Source organism: Stetteria hydrogenophila, assembly GCF_054657575.1.
This window is the reverse complement of sequence record NZ_BAAHYL010000002.1, coordinates 244,871-259,940: the sequence shown is the minus strand read 5'-3', so window position 1 is coordinate 259,940 and position 15,070 is coordinate 244,871. Positions and strand designations below refer to the sequence as shown.

Sequence of the window (15,070 nt, the reverse complement as noted above, 5' to 3'; positions counted from 1 at the left end):
GGCTCCAGGTAGTTGAGGGGTGCCCAGCGGGATCCCTCCCTCGCTCTGCGTTAGGTGCAAGGGCTACAAGAGGCTCTGCGGCCTCCCACGCTGCCCCATCATGGAGAGGTTCCAGGCCCAGGTGGCTGCCGCGGCGAGGATCCCGGGTAGGAGCCTCTCGGGCCTCACCCCGCCCGGCGTAGTGGTGGGGGAGCACGGCTACCCCAGGGTGAGGGTGTACTACGCAATACCCCCCACCCGGGATCCCGGGGAGGCGGCGTACAGGGAGGCCCCCGCCGAGTGGGCTGCGAGGCGGGAGCCGCTGGGGAGGATAGTGGAGCTGAGGGCCTCCACGCCCACGGCCGCGGTCGAGGCCCCCGTCCGGGACCCCTGGCGGCTCTACGAGCTCGAGCTCACCCCCGCGGCCCTCTCCTCGAGGCCCGTCGACTCGGAGGCCAGCCTCTCCAAGCCCCCCATCCCGAGGCTGAGGTTCGACGGCGTAACCAAGCCCGTCGGCCCCACCGCCCCGGCGGAGAGGGTGAGGGTCACCGGCTCCCCCAGCCTCCACTCCAGGCTGGAGTCCGTGATCTGGGACGACGCGAGGGCCATGGAGGCGGTGGAGGAGCTCTACGACGCCGGCGTCGACGTCTACACCATCCAGAGGGCGCTCAGCCTCGGCGCGCTGGGATCCCTGCGGAGGCGCAGGCTCGTGCCGACGAGGTGGGCGATAACCGCGGTGGACGACATGCTGGCCGGGATCCTGAGGCGGAGGCTGAGGGACAAGCCGTGGCTGGACGGGGTAGAGGTCTACACCGCCTCCTACCTCGGGAACAGGTTCACAATCATACTCCACCCAGGCCCCGGGGCGTTCGAGTGGGTCGAGGCCTGGCACCCCAGGGGGCTCTGGACGAGGACGGCGAGGGAGCCCACGGTCTGGAGGGTGTCGGAGAACGCCCTTGGGGAGGCGTCGGCGGTGGACGGAGGCTTCTCCGCCGCGAGGACCGCGGTGCTCGAGGCTCTCGCCAGGAGGGGGAGGAGGGCAGACGTGGTGATAATCAGGGAGATCACCCCCTCCTACTACGCCCCCGTCGGGAACTGGCACATAAGGGAGACCGTGAAGGCCGCCCTCACCCGGCCCCCCGCCCGCTTCGGGAGCCTGGAGGAGGCGGTCGCCTACGCCCTCTCCAGGCTCGAGGTCGACCCGGCGAGGGTCGCGGCCGCGAGCCCCCTGCTTAGGGGGGTGAGGCAGGCCAGGATAACCGACTACATGGGCTAGCCCGGGATCCCGGCCTCCATGCAGGCCTCCAGCCTGCCCTCCTCCAGCCAAGCCCGCCCCACGGGGGCCCAGTGGGGGGTCGAGTACTTCACCCGGTAGAGCCTGGCGGCGGCCCGCCTGGCCCCAGCAAGGATCCCTGGCTCCCCGGGGCACCGTCGGGGATCCCGGGCGCCCAGGGCCTCTAGCGCCGAGTCGATGAGGGCCTCGACGGCGTCCCGGAGCGTCACGCCTGGGGCTAGTCGGGCTACGTTGGCCGGGTTGTACTTAGCCGGCGTCACCTCCCCCCGGGCGACCCTGTCGAGCCTGGGCTTGACGAGCCTCCTAAGCGCCTCCATGTCCGCCTCGACTAGGAGGGTTGCGTGGAACAGTGAGGCCCCGGCTCTCACCGCGGCCGCGGAGCCCGAGACCTTCCACTCCCCAACCACGACGTCGTTAACGTTCTCCACGTGAGCCTCCAGGCCGAGCCTGGCTAGGGCCCCGATCACCACCCCCGTCCCGAGGCGGTAGAGGCGCTCCACGCCCAGCCTCCCCGGGATGAAGAGTGAGACGTTAACGTTACCCGGGTCGTGGTACACCGCCCCCCCGCCGCTTACGCGCCTCACCACCGGGACCCCGAGCCTCCCCGCCTCTTCGCAGTCAACCTCCTCGCAGGGCTCCAGGCTGTAGCCGATGACGACGGAGGCGGGGTTCACCCAGACCCTCACCACCGGGATCCCCTCCGAGGCGACTGCGCCGAGGAGGGCCTCCTCCACCGCCAGGTTGAAGTGGGGCGACCCGCCCCTCTCCACGAGGACCAGCACGCCCGCCAAGCCCGCGGGTCCCCCGGTGGTGTAGGGGCTAGCCTCGGGGCGGGTGGGACCAGGCTGTGGTTGAGTACTTCGACTCGTAGAGCTTGACTGCGAGCGCCACCTCCTCCCCAGTGAGGGATCCCGGCTCCGCCCTCGCGTCGAGCGCCCTCTCGAACCCCTGCACCAGGGCCTCCACCGCCTCCGGGATCCCGGGGGCCACGCCGTACTCCGCCAGGCCCGCTGCAACCCTCGAGACCGCCTCGGGCGTCGCCCCCCTGATCACGGCGGCCCAGTCGCGCGGGTCGAGGCGGAGCATTAGAGTGCCGTGCTGGAGGAGGGACCCCGCCATCCTGGCCTGGGCGCTCCCCGAGACCTTCCTGCCCCCGACTAGCACGTCGCTCGAGCCGGGGATCTCGAGGCAGAGGCTGCTGGTGTTGGAGCCGCTTGGGGCCGGGGATCCCCTCACCCTGGCGGGGAGGCCGAGGATCCTCACAGCCTCCGCCACCCCCTCGGCTATGGCGGCGGCTGACTCGGGGACGCTGAGGGAGGCTAGGGGGTGGCTGGCGGAGAGAATTACGCTGTAGGTCACCTCCCACCGGGAGTCGTGGAGGAGCGCCGCGCCCCCGGTGGGCCTTCGGACGGCCACGTAGCCCCTCCTAGCGACCACGCCTAGCCTGAGGGCCTCCTGGAGCGACTGCCTCCTCCCCACCGTCACGCCCGTCGGGCTCCACGTGTAGATCCTGAGCGTGTCCACCCCCACCCTGGCCCTCGCCCTGGCTAGGGCCTCGTCGATCGCCATGTTGAGCCTGGGATCCCTGGGCCCGTCAACTATCACCCTGAGTCTTCCCGCCACCGCCCAGCGCCCTCAAGGCGGCCTCGTACGCCTCCCGGGCTTTATACGAGGTCCTAGCGAGCGGGTGGGCGAGGACGTAGGCGAAGCCCATCCTGTACGCCTCCCTCTCGAGCTCCCTGAACTCCTCCATCGTGTAGTACTTGGCGACGGGGAGCTGCCTCCTACTCGGCCTCATGTACTGGGAGAGCACCAGTATGTCCACGCCCGCCTCCCTCAGGTCCCTCATAGCCTCCAGGACCTCCTCCACCGTCTCCCCGAAGCCTAGGAGTATGGAGGACTTCGTCACCAGCCGGGGGTTGAGGCGCTTCGCCTCCCTCAGCACCCACAGGCTCCTCTCGTAGGACGCCCTGGGATCCCTCACGTGGGGGGTGAGCCTCCTAACCGTCTCAACGTTATGCGCCAGCACGTCCACTCCCGCCTCGACGACCGTCCTCAGCGCCTCCCTGGAGCCGCCGAAGTCGGGGATGAGCGCCTCGACCACCGCCCCGGGGATCTCCCGCTTAACCGCCCTAATAGTCTCGGCGTAGTGGCCCGCGCCCCCGTCGGGGAGGTCGTCCCTCGTGACCGAGGTGATCACCACGTACCTGAGCCCCATCTCCCTCGCAGCCCTCGCCACCCTCACGGGCTCGGTGGGGTCCAGGGGCTCGGGCCTCCCCTTCCGGACGTAGCAGAACCTGCAGCCCCTAGTGCACACCCTCCCCATTATCATGAACGTAGCAGTGCCGGACCCCCAGCACTCGAGGATGTTGGGGCAGAGCGACTCCTCGCACACTGTGGCGACCCGGTGCCTGGCGAGCACCTCCCTGACCTGAGTGAACCCCGGGGTGAGGCGGATCCTCAGCCTCGCCTTCCCCGCCCCCGCCTGGCTCACTGCTCGGGCACCTCTAGTCGGGCGATAACGTCGCCGGGGCCCACCTCGTCCCCCGGCGCCACGCCCACCTCCACGACGACCCCGGAGGCGGGGGACTCGACGACGAGCACAGCCTTCTCAATCTCAACCTCCGCCAGGGGATCCCCCTCGGAGACCCGGGATCCCGGGGAGCAGTGGACGGCCACAACCCTCCCCCGCCAGTCGCTCCGGCTAGGCCACAGGTCACCTGGCACCCGGACCTCGACAACCCTACCCACCAAGCCCACCCCTCGAAGCGCGGGTTCAACGCCTCCAGCAGATACCACCCACACCCGCCCCGGGGGGCGCCCCTTATGCGTAACGACAACTCCTACCGCAAGAAGCCGCCCACGCGCCCCGGGGCTCCCGGGAGCGGGTGTGTCTTGTCAAGTAATACCCTCACATTAGCCAAACGGGTATTACGCGGCCCCAGCCAGCCCCCAGCGACCCGGGCGGGGCTCGGTGCAATAGTACGGGGTGATTGTAGGGGTAGAAGCAGCTGCCCCAGGCCCTGGGGGTTACCCGCTGCAGTTCTTGAGTATCTCCTTCAGCCTCCTGCTCAGCCCTATCCTTAGGCCGAGCCTTGGGTCGGTGTAGATGTATACGAGGTTCTTCGCCTGCAGCTTCCTGGCGGCCTTCATGAGCCAGGAGTAGTCTGCCTGTAAGCGCTCCTGGAGCTGGTCTATGTAGAGGTAGGTGCTCCCCCACCTGGCGTAGTGGGAGAGCAGCGCGTTCACGACTTCGAACTCGTCGTCGCTCAGCTCGCCTCGGAGGGCCTCTAGGGCGCAGACGACTGTGGAGGCCCTGTCTTGTCGTTTATTGCCGGCTAGACTGGTTTGGCTGGCAATGAATGACTGGAAACCGCCCGCCAGCCCGCTCCTGGCCCTTGGCCTCTTGTGGTTTATTGCCGGTTTAACGTGTTCACTGGCCAGGCTACGGGCTAGCGCCTCGAGCTCGCTGTCAACCGCCCTCTTAGCCCTCTGCACGACGGAGTAGGCGTACTCCTCCCCCTTCGGGGTGAGGTACCAGAGGCCAGCCTCGTAGCCGACGTAGCCCCTCGCCTTCCAGTAGGAGAGGTAACTCGAGACGTACTTGCTCTCCAGGCCGAAGACTGCGGCTATCTCAGCGGCCCTCATGGGCTTGGAGAGGAGGAGGACCATTATCGCGTCGACCAGCCTGCTCCTCGGCCCCTGCCTCGGCCTCCTCTCCAGCCTCTCCTCTGCGAGCTCCCTCGCCAGCTCCCAGTACTCGCGCTCATCCACAGCTGCCCCTTCACAATAATTACGGCTACAGGCAAGTTCAGGGGGGCAGCAGGGTAATAGCGGGGTGCTAGCTGGAGGATCCCCTGCACCTGTCTATGAGGGCTTTGAGGATGGCGTTGTAGGCTTGGGGCCTGCACCGGGCGGGGACTATGAGCAGGAGCATGGCTGGGGGGCCGCCTAGGGAGCGGGCGAGCCCCTCCACGGCGCCGCGGATCTCGCCGGCTAGCCTGTCGCCCCACGGGATCCCGGGCAGCTCAAGGGAGCCCCGGGTGTAGCCGGCGATGACCGCCTCCCTGCAGCCCTCCTCCACGAGGTAGTCCCTCACCCTGTAGACGTCCACGAGGCTCCTGGGGGGCTCGAGCGCGGGCGTGGCGAGGAGGACCGCGGGCCTCCACGGGATCCCGCTCGCCCCGGCTAGCGGCGCCTCCCCTATCAACCCCAGGATCCCGGCCAGCCTCTCGCCCCGCGGGGTGGCCCTGTGCCCCTGCCTCCCCGCAGGCTCCAGCAGGCCCAGGCTCCTAAGCCTCCTGAGAAGGCTCCTAGCCGAAGCCTCCCCCAGGCCCAGGCTCCGCTCCAGGTAGGGCCGCCCCACGGGCCTCGCGGAGGCCTCCCTCAGCGCGGCTAGCACGTGGAAGAGCGTGAAGCCAGCCGACCCCCCGGGGCCCGGGTTAGTCGCCCTCTCCAGCTCCTCTAGCTCCCCGCAGGGGGGCTGGCCTCGGCTCCACGCTCCACGCCCCCTCATCGGGCTCCACTCCCGCGTCCATGAGTAGAACCGCCAAGTCCTGGGGGGTGACCTCGTCGCTCCTGAGTATAGCCCTCTCCAGCTCCCCCCACCTGGGCCGCGCCCTGATCCCGTAGTCCTCCCAGAGCCACTCCGCCACCTCCCTCGGCTCCAAGCCGGACTCCCTGAGCTGCCTGAGCAGCGCGGCCTTCACAGCCCTATCCCTGAGCCTCGACCACCTCGAAGCCTGCAACGCCGTGCACCTCGGGGGGAGGGATCCCCCAGGGGCGGGTGGGTGGCGGCGTGGGAGGGTAAATACCGCTCGGCCCTCCAGGCCACGCGCCCGGGTGGGTGGCGGGTTGACGCTCTACTCCTTGAAGGGTAGGGACCTCCTCTGCCTCACGGACTACGCGCCCTGGGAGATAAGGGCGATCGTCGAGGCCGCCAGGATGATGAAGGAGAGGTTCTACGCGGGGGAGAGGGTTATACCTGTGCTGAGGGGCAGGAGCGTGGCCCTGGTCTTCGAGAAGCACAGCACCCGGACGAGGGTGAGCTTCGAGGTCGCGGCCTACCAGCTGGGCGCGCAGAGCCTCTACCTGGGCTGGGACCAGCTCCAGCTCGCCCGGGGGGAGCCGTTGAAGGACACCGCGCGGGTGCTCTCCAGGTACGTCGACGTCATAGTGGCGAGGGTGAGGAGGCACTGGGAGCTCGAGGAGCTGGCCAGGTACGCTGACGTCCCGGTCATAAACGCCCTCAGCGACCTCTCCCACCCGGTCCAGGCGCTCTCCGACATGCTGACGATACTCGAGAGGACGGGTAGGCTCGGGGGGGTGAAGATTGCCCTCGTCGGGGACGGGGGAGACAACGTGTTCCACAGCCTCATAGTCGCCGGGGCGAAGCTCGGGATGCACGTGGCCGTCGCAACGCCGCGCCAGCTGAGGCCCCGGGAGGACATCCTGAGGCACGCCATCGAGTGGGCGAGGGAGACGGGGGGCTCGGTGGAGGTCACCGAGGACCCCTTCGAGGCCGTTAGGGGGGCCGACGTGGTCTACACCGACGTCTGGGTCAGCATGGGCCAGGAGGACGTGGCCGAGGAGAAGAGGAGGATCCTGCGCCCCTACCAGGTGAACGAGAGGCTTATGGATGCGGCGGGCGATAAAGCCATCTTCATGCACTGCCTCCCCGCCGTGAGGGGGGAGGAGGTCACAGAGGAGGTTCTGGAGGGGCCAAGGAGCGTGGTGTGGGACCAGGCTGAGAACAGGCTCCACACGCAGAAGGCGATCCTGGCGCTCCTCGCACCCTAGCCGGCCCTCAGGGGGCCCCTGGGGGCGTGATCCTCCTCTGGCTGAGCGCCCTGAGGACCAGGCTCCAGGGGATGGGGCCCTCCCTGATCAGCCTGGCCTCGGGGCCGCGCAGGTCGACCACCGTCGAGGACCTGCCGAGGGGCGCCGGGCCAGCGTCGACGTAGAGGTCGACCCTGTCGCCGAGCTGGAACATCGCCTCCTGCGCCGTGACGGGCGACGGCCTGCCCGAGATGTTGGCGCTCGTCCCTATTATCAGCCCGCCCACCCGGCGGGCGACCTCCCTGCAGATCGGGCAGTTGGGGAGCCTCACGCCAACCTGCCCCCAAGCCTTCAGGTACTCCGGGGCGTCGCCGCGGGGCCTGAGGACCACGGTCAGGGGGCCGGGCCAGAAGGCGTGGGCGAGCTCCCACAGCCTGGGATCCCACTCCGCCACCAGGAGGACGTGGTGGCTCTCCCCGGCGAGGAGGGGGACGGGGTTGTCCCGACTCCTCTCCTTGACCTCGTACACCCTCTCAACAGCGTCCGGGTTAAAGGGATCCGCCACGAGGCCGTAGACCGTGTCCGTCGGTATGACGGCCACGCCCCCCGACTTGACAACGCTCACAACAGCCTCGATAACGTCGTTGGAGGGGCAAGAGTAGCTGGCCTCAAGCACCTCAGCCAAGTGGCTGACCCCCTGCCAGGCGAGGCGGCCGTGTATACTTTTAGGGGTTGGGTTAGCCGGCTTTAATTAAACCCTGGCAGAGCCGGGGGGCTCAGTTATGGTCGACGTCAGGGCTTTGGAGGAGAAGCTGACAGTCACGCGGAGAGAGCTAGCGATGATACTGAAGGAGCTGAAGAAGTGGAAGGCCCCGGCGACGGTGCTGCTCTCCCTCTACATCCCCCCGGGGAGGCCGATAAGCGACGTCATGCAGCTGCTGAGGCAGGAGCACTCGATTTCGGATAACATTAAGCTGAAGAAGACCAGGCGGGCAGTCCAGAGGGCCCTCTCGGCGGCGATGGACAGGCTCTCGATGATCCAGAAGGTGCCCCCGAACGGGTTGGTCGTGTTCTGCGGGGAGGACATGGAGACGGGGGACTTCATCTGCCTAGTCTTCTCCCCGCCCGAGAAGGTGCCCGTGTTCTACTACAGGACGGACAAGTTCTTCCACACCGAGTGGCTCGAGGACATGGTCGAGGAGAGGGAGGCCCTCGGAATCCTGATCGTTGAGAGGGACCAGGCCACGATAGGGCTCCTCAAGGGGGCGAAGCTGGAGGTGCTCGAGGAGCTGGACGGCTACGTGCCGGGCAAGCACAAGATGGGAGGGCAGAGCCAGAGGAGGTTCGACAGGATCATAGAGCAGCTCGTGGAGGAGTTCTTCAAGAGGGTGGGGGAGCACGCCAACAGGCACCTCCTCCCCCTCCTCGAGAAGGGCGTGCTGAAGGGCATACTCGTCGCCGGGCCCGGCTACGCTAAGCAGGAGTTCCTCAAGGGGGACTACATGGACTACAGGCTTAAGCGGATCGTGGCTCCGCAGACGGTCGACGTTTCATACCAGGGCATCCAGGGCCTCAAGGAGGCGGTGATGAAGGCTGAAGGGGTCATCCAGACGCAGCTCTACAGGGAGGCCGCCAACACCCTGGAGGAGTTCAAGAAGCACCTCGCCCGCGACACAGGCATGGTTGTCTACGGGCCGAGGGAGGTGAAGGCCGCCCTGGAGATGGGCGCGGTGAAGACCCTCCTCATCCACGAGTCGAGGGAGGACCTGGAGGAGTGGAAGTCCCTCGCCGAGTCCATGGGGGCCGACGTAGTGGTTATACCCGAGAGCCTCCCTGAGGCGGAGTGGTTCAAGACGACCTTCGACGGCCTCGCCGGGATCCTCAGGTTCAAGCCTAGTCGCTAGAGTAGAGGTCCCTGAGCCTCCCCGGAGCCCCTATGGACTCCAGGTACTCGGCGACCGAGGGGGTCACCGCCTCCCGCCACGCGGGATCCCCGAGGGCTAGGAGCCTCCTTACCCGGCCGCCGTTCCACTCGCCCCTCCTGAACGCGGGGGGAGTGAGGACCCTCAACCCGTGGTCCCGGAAAATCCTGGCCAGGATGGTGTTCCCCGTGATGAGGGCGTCGACGCGGGGGACGTAGGAGAGCACGTAGCCGGCGAGCCCTATGCTAGTCTCGAGCGTCGGTATGGTGGCGGTGATAACCCTGTCGAGCGGGATCCCGGCGTCCCTCATCGAGAGCCTTATCATCTCAATCCTCTCCCCCGCGGTGAAGGGGTTCCTCCTCGTGTAGCTCTCCGAAGCCATGCCGACGAGGAAGACTAGCTCGTCGAACCCGGCCTCCCTGAACGCCCAGAGGGCTATGGCCACGTGGCCCCTGTGGAACGGCTGGAACCGCCCGTATAGGAGGGCGCGCCCCGGCACCTCAGCCCCTCGGAGGGCCTGGCGGGGGCACGTGCTATAATGGCCTTACCCTTAACCGTAGCCGCCTGCAGGCTATACTTGGAAACCCGCTAAAAGCCCCGGCCCGGAGCCCGCGTAGCAGCGCTGTCGCGGGGTAGGGTGACGAGCCCGGTGAACGTTGTTGGAGCCATCCTAGCAATAGTCGGGGCCTACGGCACCGGGGTCGTAGCGGCGCTGACGGGCATTGGCGGGGGCGTCATACTGGTGCCGTACCTCTCCCTGGTCCTCGGGCTCCCGCTAAAGGTGGCTGGCGCCGTGAGCCTGCTATCCATGGTCTCCATTACTACGGTCGCGTCGGCCAGGTACCTCGTCTACAGGTTCGTGGACAACGTTAGAACACCCATCTACGCGCTGGGGGCGATTATAGGCGGGGTCCTGGGAGGGGCCGCTGCGAGCCGCGCGGGGGAGCGCTTCCTAGCAGCAGTCCTATCGGTGATACTCTTCTACTCCTCGCTGCACATGCTGGGCTTTAGGGAGGAAGAGGGGGCCCGGAGGGAGGCGCCGTTCAGGCCGCTAGTCTCCCTGAGCATTAGCATAGTGAGGGGCGTGATCCCAGGCCTACTCGGCATAGGGGGAGGCTCGGTTGTCGCGCCGCTCCTCCTCTTCGTCGAGGGCCTGCCGATAAGGGTTGCCGTGGCCTCGAACAGCTTCGTCACCGCAGTAGCCTCCTCGGCGGCGCTCTCGGTCAGGCTCCCCCAGCTCGAGGGCTTGTGGTACGCGCCCCTCGTAGCGCTAGCCGCCTCGGCCGGGTCCTACACGGGGTCGATATTCATGCCCCGCATCCCGGCGAGGCATCTCGCCGTGCTGCTGGCAGTAATCCTGTTAATAGTCTCCGGCGTGCTAATGCTTAAGGCCCTGGGGGTCACGGCTTGAGGCTGGACCGCGTTGTGCAGGCTTACGTAGTGGCGACCGCCTTAGCCGCCGTCCTCGCCAGCCTCCGTGGAGCGCGTGAGGGGCTCGAGGCGATGGCCCTACTCGGAGCCGCCCCGGTCGTGGCCCTAATAGCCGCCGGCCTCGAGCACTCGAGGCGATACCTTCCACTCGGCTTTATCTTGCTAGCACTGTGGCTCTACAGGTTGAAGGTGTTGCTACATTGAGGCGGTGGCGTGGGAGGGGATCCACCCTCAGGCCGGGGCCCTGGAGCGGGGAGGTGGGCGAGCCCGCCTCGTGGATCCTAGCCATTGCAGCCCTATCCGTGGCCCTCGGCGGGGCCAGGGTTCTCTCCCCCTCGTTCTACACGAGCCCCGTATTCGCCGGGATCCTCCTCGGCTTCACAATCCACGAGCTCGCCCACAGGCAGGTCGCCAGGCGCTACGGCGCCTGGTCCGAGTTCGCGGCCTCCACGACGGGGCTCATAGTGACGCTCGCATCCGCCGCGCTCCCTATCAAGATACTGGCGCCCGGCTACGTGAGGATCGCTGGCTGGGGCCCACTGAGCCAGGAGGGGATCCTTTACAGCGCGGCGGCAGGGCCCGCGGCTAACATCGCCCTCGCACTCCTCTCACTACTACTATCCCTCGCAGGCCCGGCCCACACCTGGGCCTGGTACCTGAGGGGCATCGCAGCGGTCAACGCCTACCTGGCAGCGTTCAACCTGCTACCACTGCCGCCGCTAGACGGGGCGAAGATCGCGAAACGCGACGCTATGCTCTGGGCGGTACTAATGGCCCTCGCGCTCGCAGCATACATAGCATCCACCTAAGGCTTGAAGCCAGGGCGCTCGGGAGGAGCCCGCAATTACCTGTTGTGAAATTAAAAATATTCCGCCTCAACCGTGGAATGAAATAGGCTACAGGGGTGCAGCGGCCGTGGCCTCAAGGGAGAAGCATAGGGTTAACGAGGAGCCTGAGGAGGAGGCTACGCCCGAGAAGCGGTGGATCCAGAAGATGATGAAGAGCGCTAGGAGGTACCACAAGCTGTGCCCATACTACGACAAGAAGACCCGCCAGTGCCTACTAATGGTCACCGTCGAGGGGAGGCAGGGCAAGTGCGACAAGGACGGCAAGTTCGAGAACTGCCCAGTCTTCATCAAGTTCCTCGAGAAGATGTACAAGTACTACACCGAGCGCAGGAAGGTGCTCCCCAACGACTTCCAAGACGTTGTAAACCAGGCGTTCCTGATAGACTTCAACGCGTAACACCCAAGACGCTGTGTGTAAACGTCTAAGGACTCCTCAAGGTCTTCGTAAACCCCCGGGTTTGAGTGGTAATAGAGCCCTTGGCGTGGGATTCAGAAGACAAACATCTTCCTCTTTAAGCCAACGATTATCTAAGCTGTGCTAGCTGCTATGGCCTCCACTTACCAGCCTCGCTGCGCCGCTAATGCCCTCGTGACCTGGTTAGAGGCGGCGGGATCCCGGCCGGTGCTAGCGGGCGTGAAGCTGGTGGCGTAACACCCACCTTCGATATTATCGTTTACCTCATCCACCCCATTCGCAGGGCTCTCCACAACCGCCTAGGCCCGGCGAGTGCCTCTATGAGCGTTCCTGGCGCCTGGGGTAGCGCCCGATTCCGGGTGTCGACCTAAACACTTCTCCACATGCCTGGTGGGGTTTTTGCGGGTATTTCCCGTGGGGAGCTTTTGTTTTTAGCTACCGGCGGGCATGCTAAGCTAGACTGCGGTGTCTGTGCATGCCTAGAAGGCGCGTGGCTAGGGAGCTGGCTGAAGTGTTTAAGGCCCTAAAGGATGTTGCAGGCGCTCTAGAGGAGGCCCTGAGCAGTGTTGAGGCGGCTGTGTTTAAGCCTGTGACAGAGCCCTTGGAGCAGGCCTTCAACGAAAACCTCTTGAGGGAGCTGTACACGTTCAAGTTTAACGCTGAGAACGACCCCCGCGTGTTGGAGGAGAAGATAAGGCAGCTAACGGGCTTCGAGGGTAGTGTCGAGGAGTTCCTGAGGGAGTTCATTGAAGGCAGGAAAGGCGGGGGCAGCGCCGGCGGGAAGAGGTTAGAGGATGAAACAGCCGGCTCCACGGGCTCCACAGGCAGCGGCCAGTAGCCATCGCCGCCTAGCTGGCGAGCCCTTTAATTGACCCGGCTGCGCCGCGGGTTCAACACGCACCCGCCGTCCAGGGGCTAGGCGTGGTGCGGCCTTCGAGGGGGTGCCTTCGCTTGCTTAGGATTATAGGGATAGGGAACAGGATATACGGCGACGACGGTGTAGGCCCCTGCCTGGCGGCCGCGCTTAAGAGGTGCTCCAGGTACGACGGGGAGAAGCTGAGCATAGTCTCCTTGGACCTTCCCAGCCACGGCGACGTGGCCCTAATGGAGGGTGCCGACGTGATCATACTCCTGGACGCAGCGGTGGATGGGGAAACAAGGCTTTACAAGGTAGACCTTGACAGGGCGCTGCCGGACGAGTTAATGGACTTAGCAATGTCAAGCGCGGGCCATGGTATTTCGGCTCTTAACCTTCTAGCGCTAGCGAGGGCAGCCGGCGCGCTAGGGAGGGACCAGGAGGTTTACATGCTCGACATAGGCCCGCTGGCCCCATCCTTCGGCAGCGGGTTAAGCAGGGATGCCGTCTCCAAGGCCCTTGAAGCACTGCGCCTCCTAGTGAGAGTGGCAAAGAGCCACGGCTACGAGCTAGAGGTTGACGAGGGCTGTGTACGGTCATTCCTCGAAGGCCCCTGCTCCGACCCGCTGCTACCACTCGATATGGACTCAAGGGATTGACGGTATAACTCCTCGAGGGAGCCGTTCTCCCAGTTCTCGCGGAGAAGCCTGGAGGCGACGTCGCAAACCTCTCTAAGACTCCTCAGCACGGCCTCGTAGGCGGCTTGAGGCTCCGAGCCGCTGAGCCTCTCAGCAGCGTACTCGCCGCTCATAACCATAACCAGGAACAGTGGGGTGAAGCCTAGAGTTAGCCTCCTCTCGGAGAGGTCAGATATCAGGGGCATCAAGTAGCTCAAGGCGCCGTCAAGAATCTTCCTACCATCCTTGTGGTTTAGAAGGTAATCCACCTTAACCTCGATATCAGTCGGCAAAGCAGACCCGCCCGGTTCCAAGGCACGCCCTAAGGCAGCGGGATATAAGGATATGAAGTCAATTTGAACCATTAAAATTATTAAATTAACTTTTTTAAACGATGTTAAAATATTTAACAGAGCATGTATTATGGCTTTGGAAAATTCTAATTAGAAATGGTTGTCCTTGACTAACAAGAGTGAGAGCCAGCCGCATGTACATACACTTGTCCATAGAAGGTTTTAATTATTAAAACGGTATATCAAGAGGGATTCGTGAGGAGAACAGGGCCTAGCTCTTCGGGGGTGTCTGCTCAGTGGCGCTAAGACTGTCGAGGAGGGACTTCCTGAAACTGGCCGGCTTCAGTGGTTTAGCGGCTACACTAAACTGGGACAGAGTTATCAAGAAGGCCGTCGCCGCCGTCCAGTCGGGCGCAATAAACGTGGTGTGGTTCGAGGCCCAGGACTGCGCTGGGAACACGACGGCTATCATTCAGGCCACGGAGCCCGACCTCATCGAGGTCCTCGGGGGGAGCAGCCACATAGTCCCGCCCGGCAAGGTGAGGCTTATCTTCCACGAAACCGTGATGCCTGAGTGGGGCGAGTCAGCCCTCGAAATACTGAGGAAGGCCGTAGAGGGCGAGTACGACCCATTCGTGCTGGTGCTGGAGGGTAGCGTGCCCATAGATGAGAAGGCCGGCGGCCCGCCTGGCAGCGACCTCTTCTGCTACGTTGGGGATGAGAATGGTAAGCCGGTAACGTGTCTGGAGTGGATGAGGAGGCTGCTTAAGAGGGCTGTCGCGGTCATCGCGGTAGGGAACTGTGCATGCTACGGGGGCCTCATAGCCAACAGGGTGGTCGACGAGGAGCTATTCGACAAGATGGGCTTCACGGAGTACAAGGATTGGGCTAAGAATGGTTGGAGCAGGAGCCCGACGGGTGCTGTGGGCTTCTTCCCCGACCCGAGGAGGGGCCACAAGGGCCTCGTCGACCTGATCCCGGAGGCGGAGCCGTTCAGGAGGTTCGTCTACAAGGAGTGCACCCCCGTGAATGCGGGCGACCCCAACTGCAGGCCTGCGATAGCGGTGCCCGGCTGTCCCGCCAACGGTAACGGGCAGCTGAGGGTGATAGCGAACGTCGTGCTCTGGGCCCTAGGCCTCCTACCGCTCCCCGACCTGGACGAGTTCTGGAGGCCCAAGTTCATCTTCGGCAACACGGTTCACGAGCAATGCCCGAGGGCAGCGTTCTACGCGGCCGGAGACTTCAGGAAGTACCCAGGCGAGCCGACGGCGCAGTGCCTCTACGGCGTCGGTTGTAAGGGTCCGATAAGCCACTGCCCGTGGAACAAGGTAGGCTGGGTCAACGGCGTCGGCGGCCCGACGAGGACTGGAGGAGTCTGCATAGGCTGCACCGAGCCAGGCTTCACTGACTACTTCGAGGGCTTCTACGAGAAGCTACCCTACGTCGGCGCGTCCAAGCAGGAGTTCAACAAGTACGTGAAGGCAGCGGCGGCAGCCACCGCCGCAGCTGGCGTCATAGCTGGAGTCTGGGGCGCCATGCGCGGCAAGAAGAGTGAGGGTGAGAAGGAGGGGTGAGGC

Annotated in this window: 20 protein-coding genes; 10 read left to right on the top strand and 10 right to left on the bottom strand. The window is 65.3% G+C overall.

Translation table 11 applies throughout. The features are described from left to right. Window positions 1–19 precede the first annotated feature (19 nt). Window positions 20–1,255: an Nre family DNA repair protein gene (locus ACYQ3J_RS04785; protein ID WP_460125352.1), complete on the top strand. Its 1,236-nt coding sequence runs from the start codon at window positions 20–22 to the stop codon at window positions 1,253–1,255. On the opposite strand, the gene ACYQ3J_RS04780 is transcribed toward ACYQ3J_RS04785, so the two are convergent. The 7 genes from ACYQ3J_RS04780 to ACYQ3J_RS04750 form a co-directional block, all read right to left on the bottom strand. After that, window positions 1,252–2,055: a lipoate--protein ligase family protein gene (locus ACYQ3J_RS04780; RefSeq protein WP_460126226.1), complete on the bottom strand. Its 804-nt coding sequence runs from the start codon at window positions 2,053–2,055 to the stop codon at window positions 1,252–1,254. The genes ACYQ3J_RS04785 and ACYQ3J_RS04780 overlap by 4 nt on opposite strands. Window positions 2,056–2,092: 37 nt before the next feature. Beyond that, on the bottom strand, window positions 2,093–2,896 hold the full coding sequence (locus ACYQ3J_RS04775; protein ID WP_460125350.1) for a lipoate--protein ligase family protein: 804 nt from the start codon (window positions 2,894–2,896) through the stop codon (window positions 2,093–2,095). Then, window positions 2,868–3,767, bottom strand: a complete 900-nt coding sequence (lipA, locus tag ACYQ3J_RS04770; protein WP_460125347.1) for a lipoyl synthase — start codon at window positions 3,765–3,767, stop codon at window positions 2,868–2,870. The genes ACYQ3J_RS04775 and lipA overlap by 29 nt, the downstream gene beginning before the upstream one ends. Then, window positions 3,764–4,024: a biotin/lipoyl-containing protein gene (locus ACYQ3J_RS04765; protein ID WP_460125344.1), complete on the bottom strand. Its 261-nt coding sequence runs from the start codon at window positions 4,022–4,024 to the stop codon at window positions 3,764–3,766. Before ACYQ3J_RS04765 ends, lipA begins: the two co-directional genes overlap by 4 nt. Before the next feature lie 279 nt (window positions 4,025–4,303). Then, a complete protein-coding gene (locus ACYQ3J_RS04760) occupies window positions 4,304–5,047 on the bottom strand; it encodes a replication initiator protein WhiP (RefSeq protein ID WP_460125341.1) in 744 nt (247 codons plus the stop codon). A gap of 67 nt (window positions 5,048–5,114) precedes the next feature. After that, on the bottom strand, window positions 5,115–5,789 hold the full coding sequence (locus tag ACYQ3J_RS04755; protein WP_460125338.1) for a hypothetical protein: 675 nt from the start codon (window positions 5,787–5,789) through the stop codon (window positions 5,115–5,117). Then, on the bottom strand, window positions 5,716–6,021 hold the full coding sequence (locus ACYQ3J_RS04750; RefSeq protein ID WP_460125335.1) for a hypothetical protein: 306 nt from the start codon (window positions 6,019–6,021) through the stop codon (window positions 5,716–5,718). The genes ACYQ3J_RS04755 and ACYQ3J_RS04750 overlap by 74 nt, the downstream gene beginning before the upstream one ends. A gap of 94 nt (window positions 6,022–6,115) precedes the next feature. On the opposite strand from ACYQ3J_RS04750, the gene argF reads away from it, so the two are divergent. Then, entirely contained in the window at window positions 6,116–7,072 is a 957-nt protein-coding gene (argF, locus tag ACYQ3J_RS04745) for an ornithine carbamoyltransferase (protein ID WP_460125333.1), read from the top strand. A gap of 7 nt (window positions 7,073–7,079) precedes the next feature. On the opposite strand, the gene ACYQ3J_RS04740 is transcribed toward argF, so the two are convergent. Continuing rightward, window positions 7,080–7,727, bottom strand: coding sequence for an L-threonylcarbamoyladenylate synthase (locus ACYQ3J_RS04740; protein WP_460126224.1), 648 nt, complete (start codon window positions 7,725–7,727; stop codon window positions 7,080–7,082). Between the two features lie 106 nt (window positions 7,728–7,833). Here ACYQ3J_RS04740 and prf1 point away from each other — a divergent pair, with 106 nt between their 5' ends. After that, window positions 7,834–8,955, top strand: coding sequence for a peptide chain release factor aRF-1 (prf1, locus tag ACYQ3J_RS04735; RefSeq protein WP_460125330.1), 1,122 nt, complete (start codon window positions 7,834–7,836; stop codon window positions 8,953–8,955). Here the strand turns inward: prf1 and ACYQ3J_RS04730 are convergent. After that, a complete protein-coding gene (locus ACYQ3J_RS04730) occupies window positions 8,945–9,472 on the bottom strand; it encodes a nicotinamide-nucleotide adenylyltransferase (protein ID WP_460125327.1) in 528 nt (175 codons plus the stop codon). The two genes, prf1 and ACYQ3J_RS04730, sit on opposite strands and share 11 nt — an antisense overlap. Window positions 9,473–9,622: 150 nt before the next feature. Between ACYQ3J_RS04730 and ACYQ3J_RS04725 the strand changes: the two genes are divergently transcribed. The 6 genes from ACYQ3J_RS04725 to ACYQ3J_RS04700 all read left to right on the top strand — a co-directional run bounded on the left by ACYQ3J_RS04725 (window position 9,623) and on the right by ACYQ3J_RS04700 (window position 13,182). Beyond that, entirely contained in the window at window positions 9,623–10,384 is a 762-nt protein-coding gene (locus tag ACYQ3J_RS04725; protein ID WP_460125324.1) for a sulfite exporter TauE/SafE family protein, read from the top strand. Then, complete coding sequence (locus ACYQ3J_RS04720) at window positions 10,381–10,608, top strand: hypothetical protein (protein ID WP_460125321.1); 228 nt, start codon at window positions 10,381–10,383, stop codon at window positions 10,606–10,608. The genes ACYQ3J_RS04725 and ACYQ3J_RS04720 overlap by 4 nt, the downstream gene beginning before the upstream one ends. Then, window positions 10,605–11,213 (top strand): M50 family metallopeptidase, encoded by a 609-nt coding sequence (locus ACYQ3J_RS04715; protein WP_460125318.1) that lies wholly within the window; start codon window positions 10,605–10,607, stop codon window positions 11,211–11,213. The genes ACYQ3J_RS04720 and ACYQ3J_RS04715 overlap by 4 nt, the downstream gene beginning before the upstream one ends. Window positions 11,214–11,319: 106 nt before the next feature. After that, the gene (locus ACYQ3J_RS04710) at window positions 11,320–11,649 is read left to right on the top strand and encodes a hypothetical protein (RefSeq protein WP_460125316.1); all 330 of its coding nucleotides are present in this window, start codon (window positions 11,320–11,322) and stop codon (window positions 11,647–11,649) included. A 493-nt stretch (window positions 11,650–12,142) separates the two neighbouring features. Next, window positions 12,143–12,505 (top strand): hypothetical protein, encoded by a 363-nt coding sequence (locus tag ACYQ3J_RS04705; protein WP_460125313.1) that lies wholly within the window; start codon window positions 12,143–12,145, stop codon window positions 12,503–12,505. Between the two features lie 113 nt (window positions 12,506–12,618). Continuing rightward, a complete protein-coding gene (locus ACYQ3J_RS04700) occupies window positions 12,619–13,182 on the top strand; it encodes a hydrogenase maturation protease (protein ID WP_460125310.1) in 564 nt (187 codons plus the stop codon). Here the strand turns inward: ACYQ3J_RS04700 and ACYQ3J_RS04695 are convergent. Next, window positions 13,086–13,493 (bottom strand): hypothetical protein, encoded by a 408-nt coding sequence (locus ACYQ3J_RS04695; protein ID WP_460125307.1) that lies wholly within the window; start codon window positions 13,491–13,493, stop codon window positions 13,086–13,088. The genes ACYQ3J_RS04700 and ACYQ3J_RS04695 overlap by 97 nt on opposite strands. A 296-nt stretch (window positions 13,494–13,789) precedes the next feature. Here ACYQ3J_RS04695 and ACYQ3J_RS04690 point away from each other — a divergent pair, with 296 nt between their 5' ends. Then, a complete protein-coding gene (locus tag ACYQ3J_RS04690; RefSeq protein WP_460125304.1) occupies window positions 13,790–15,067 on the top strand; it encodes an NADH-quinone oxidoreductase subunit B family protein in 1,278 nt (425 codons plus the stop codon). The last annotated feature ends 3 nt before the right edge of the window (window positions 15,068–15,070 follow it).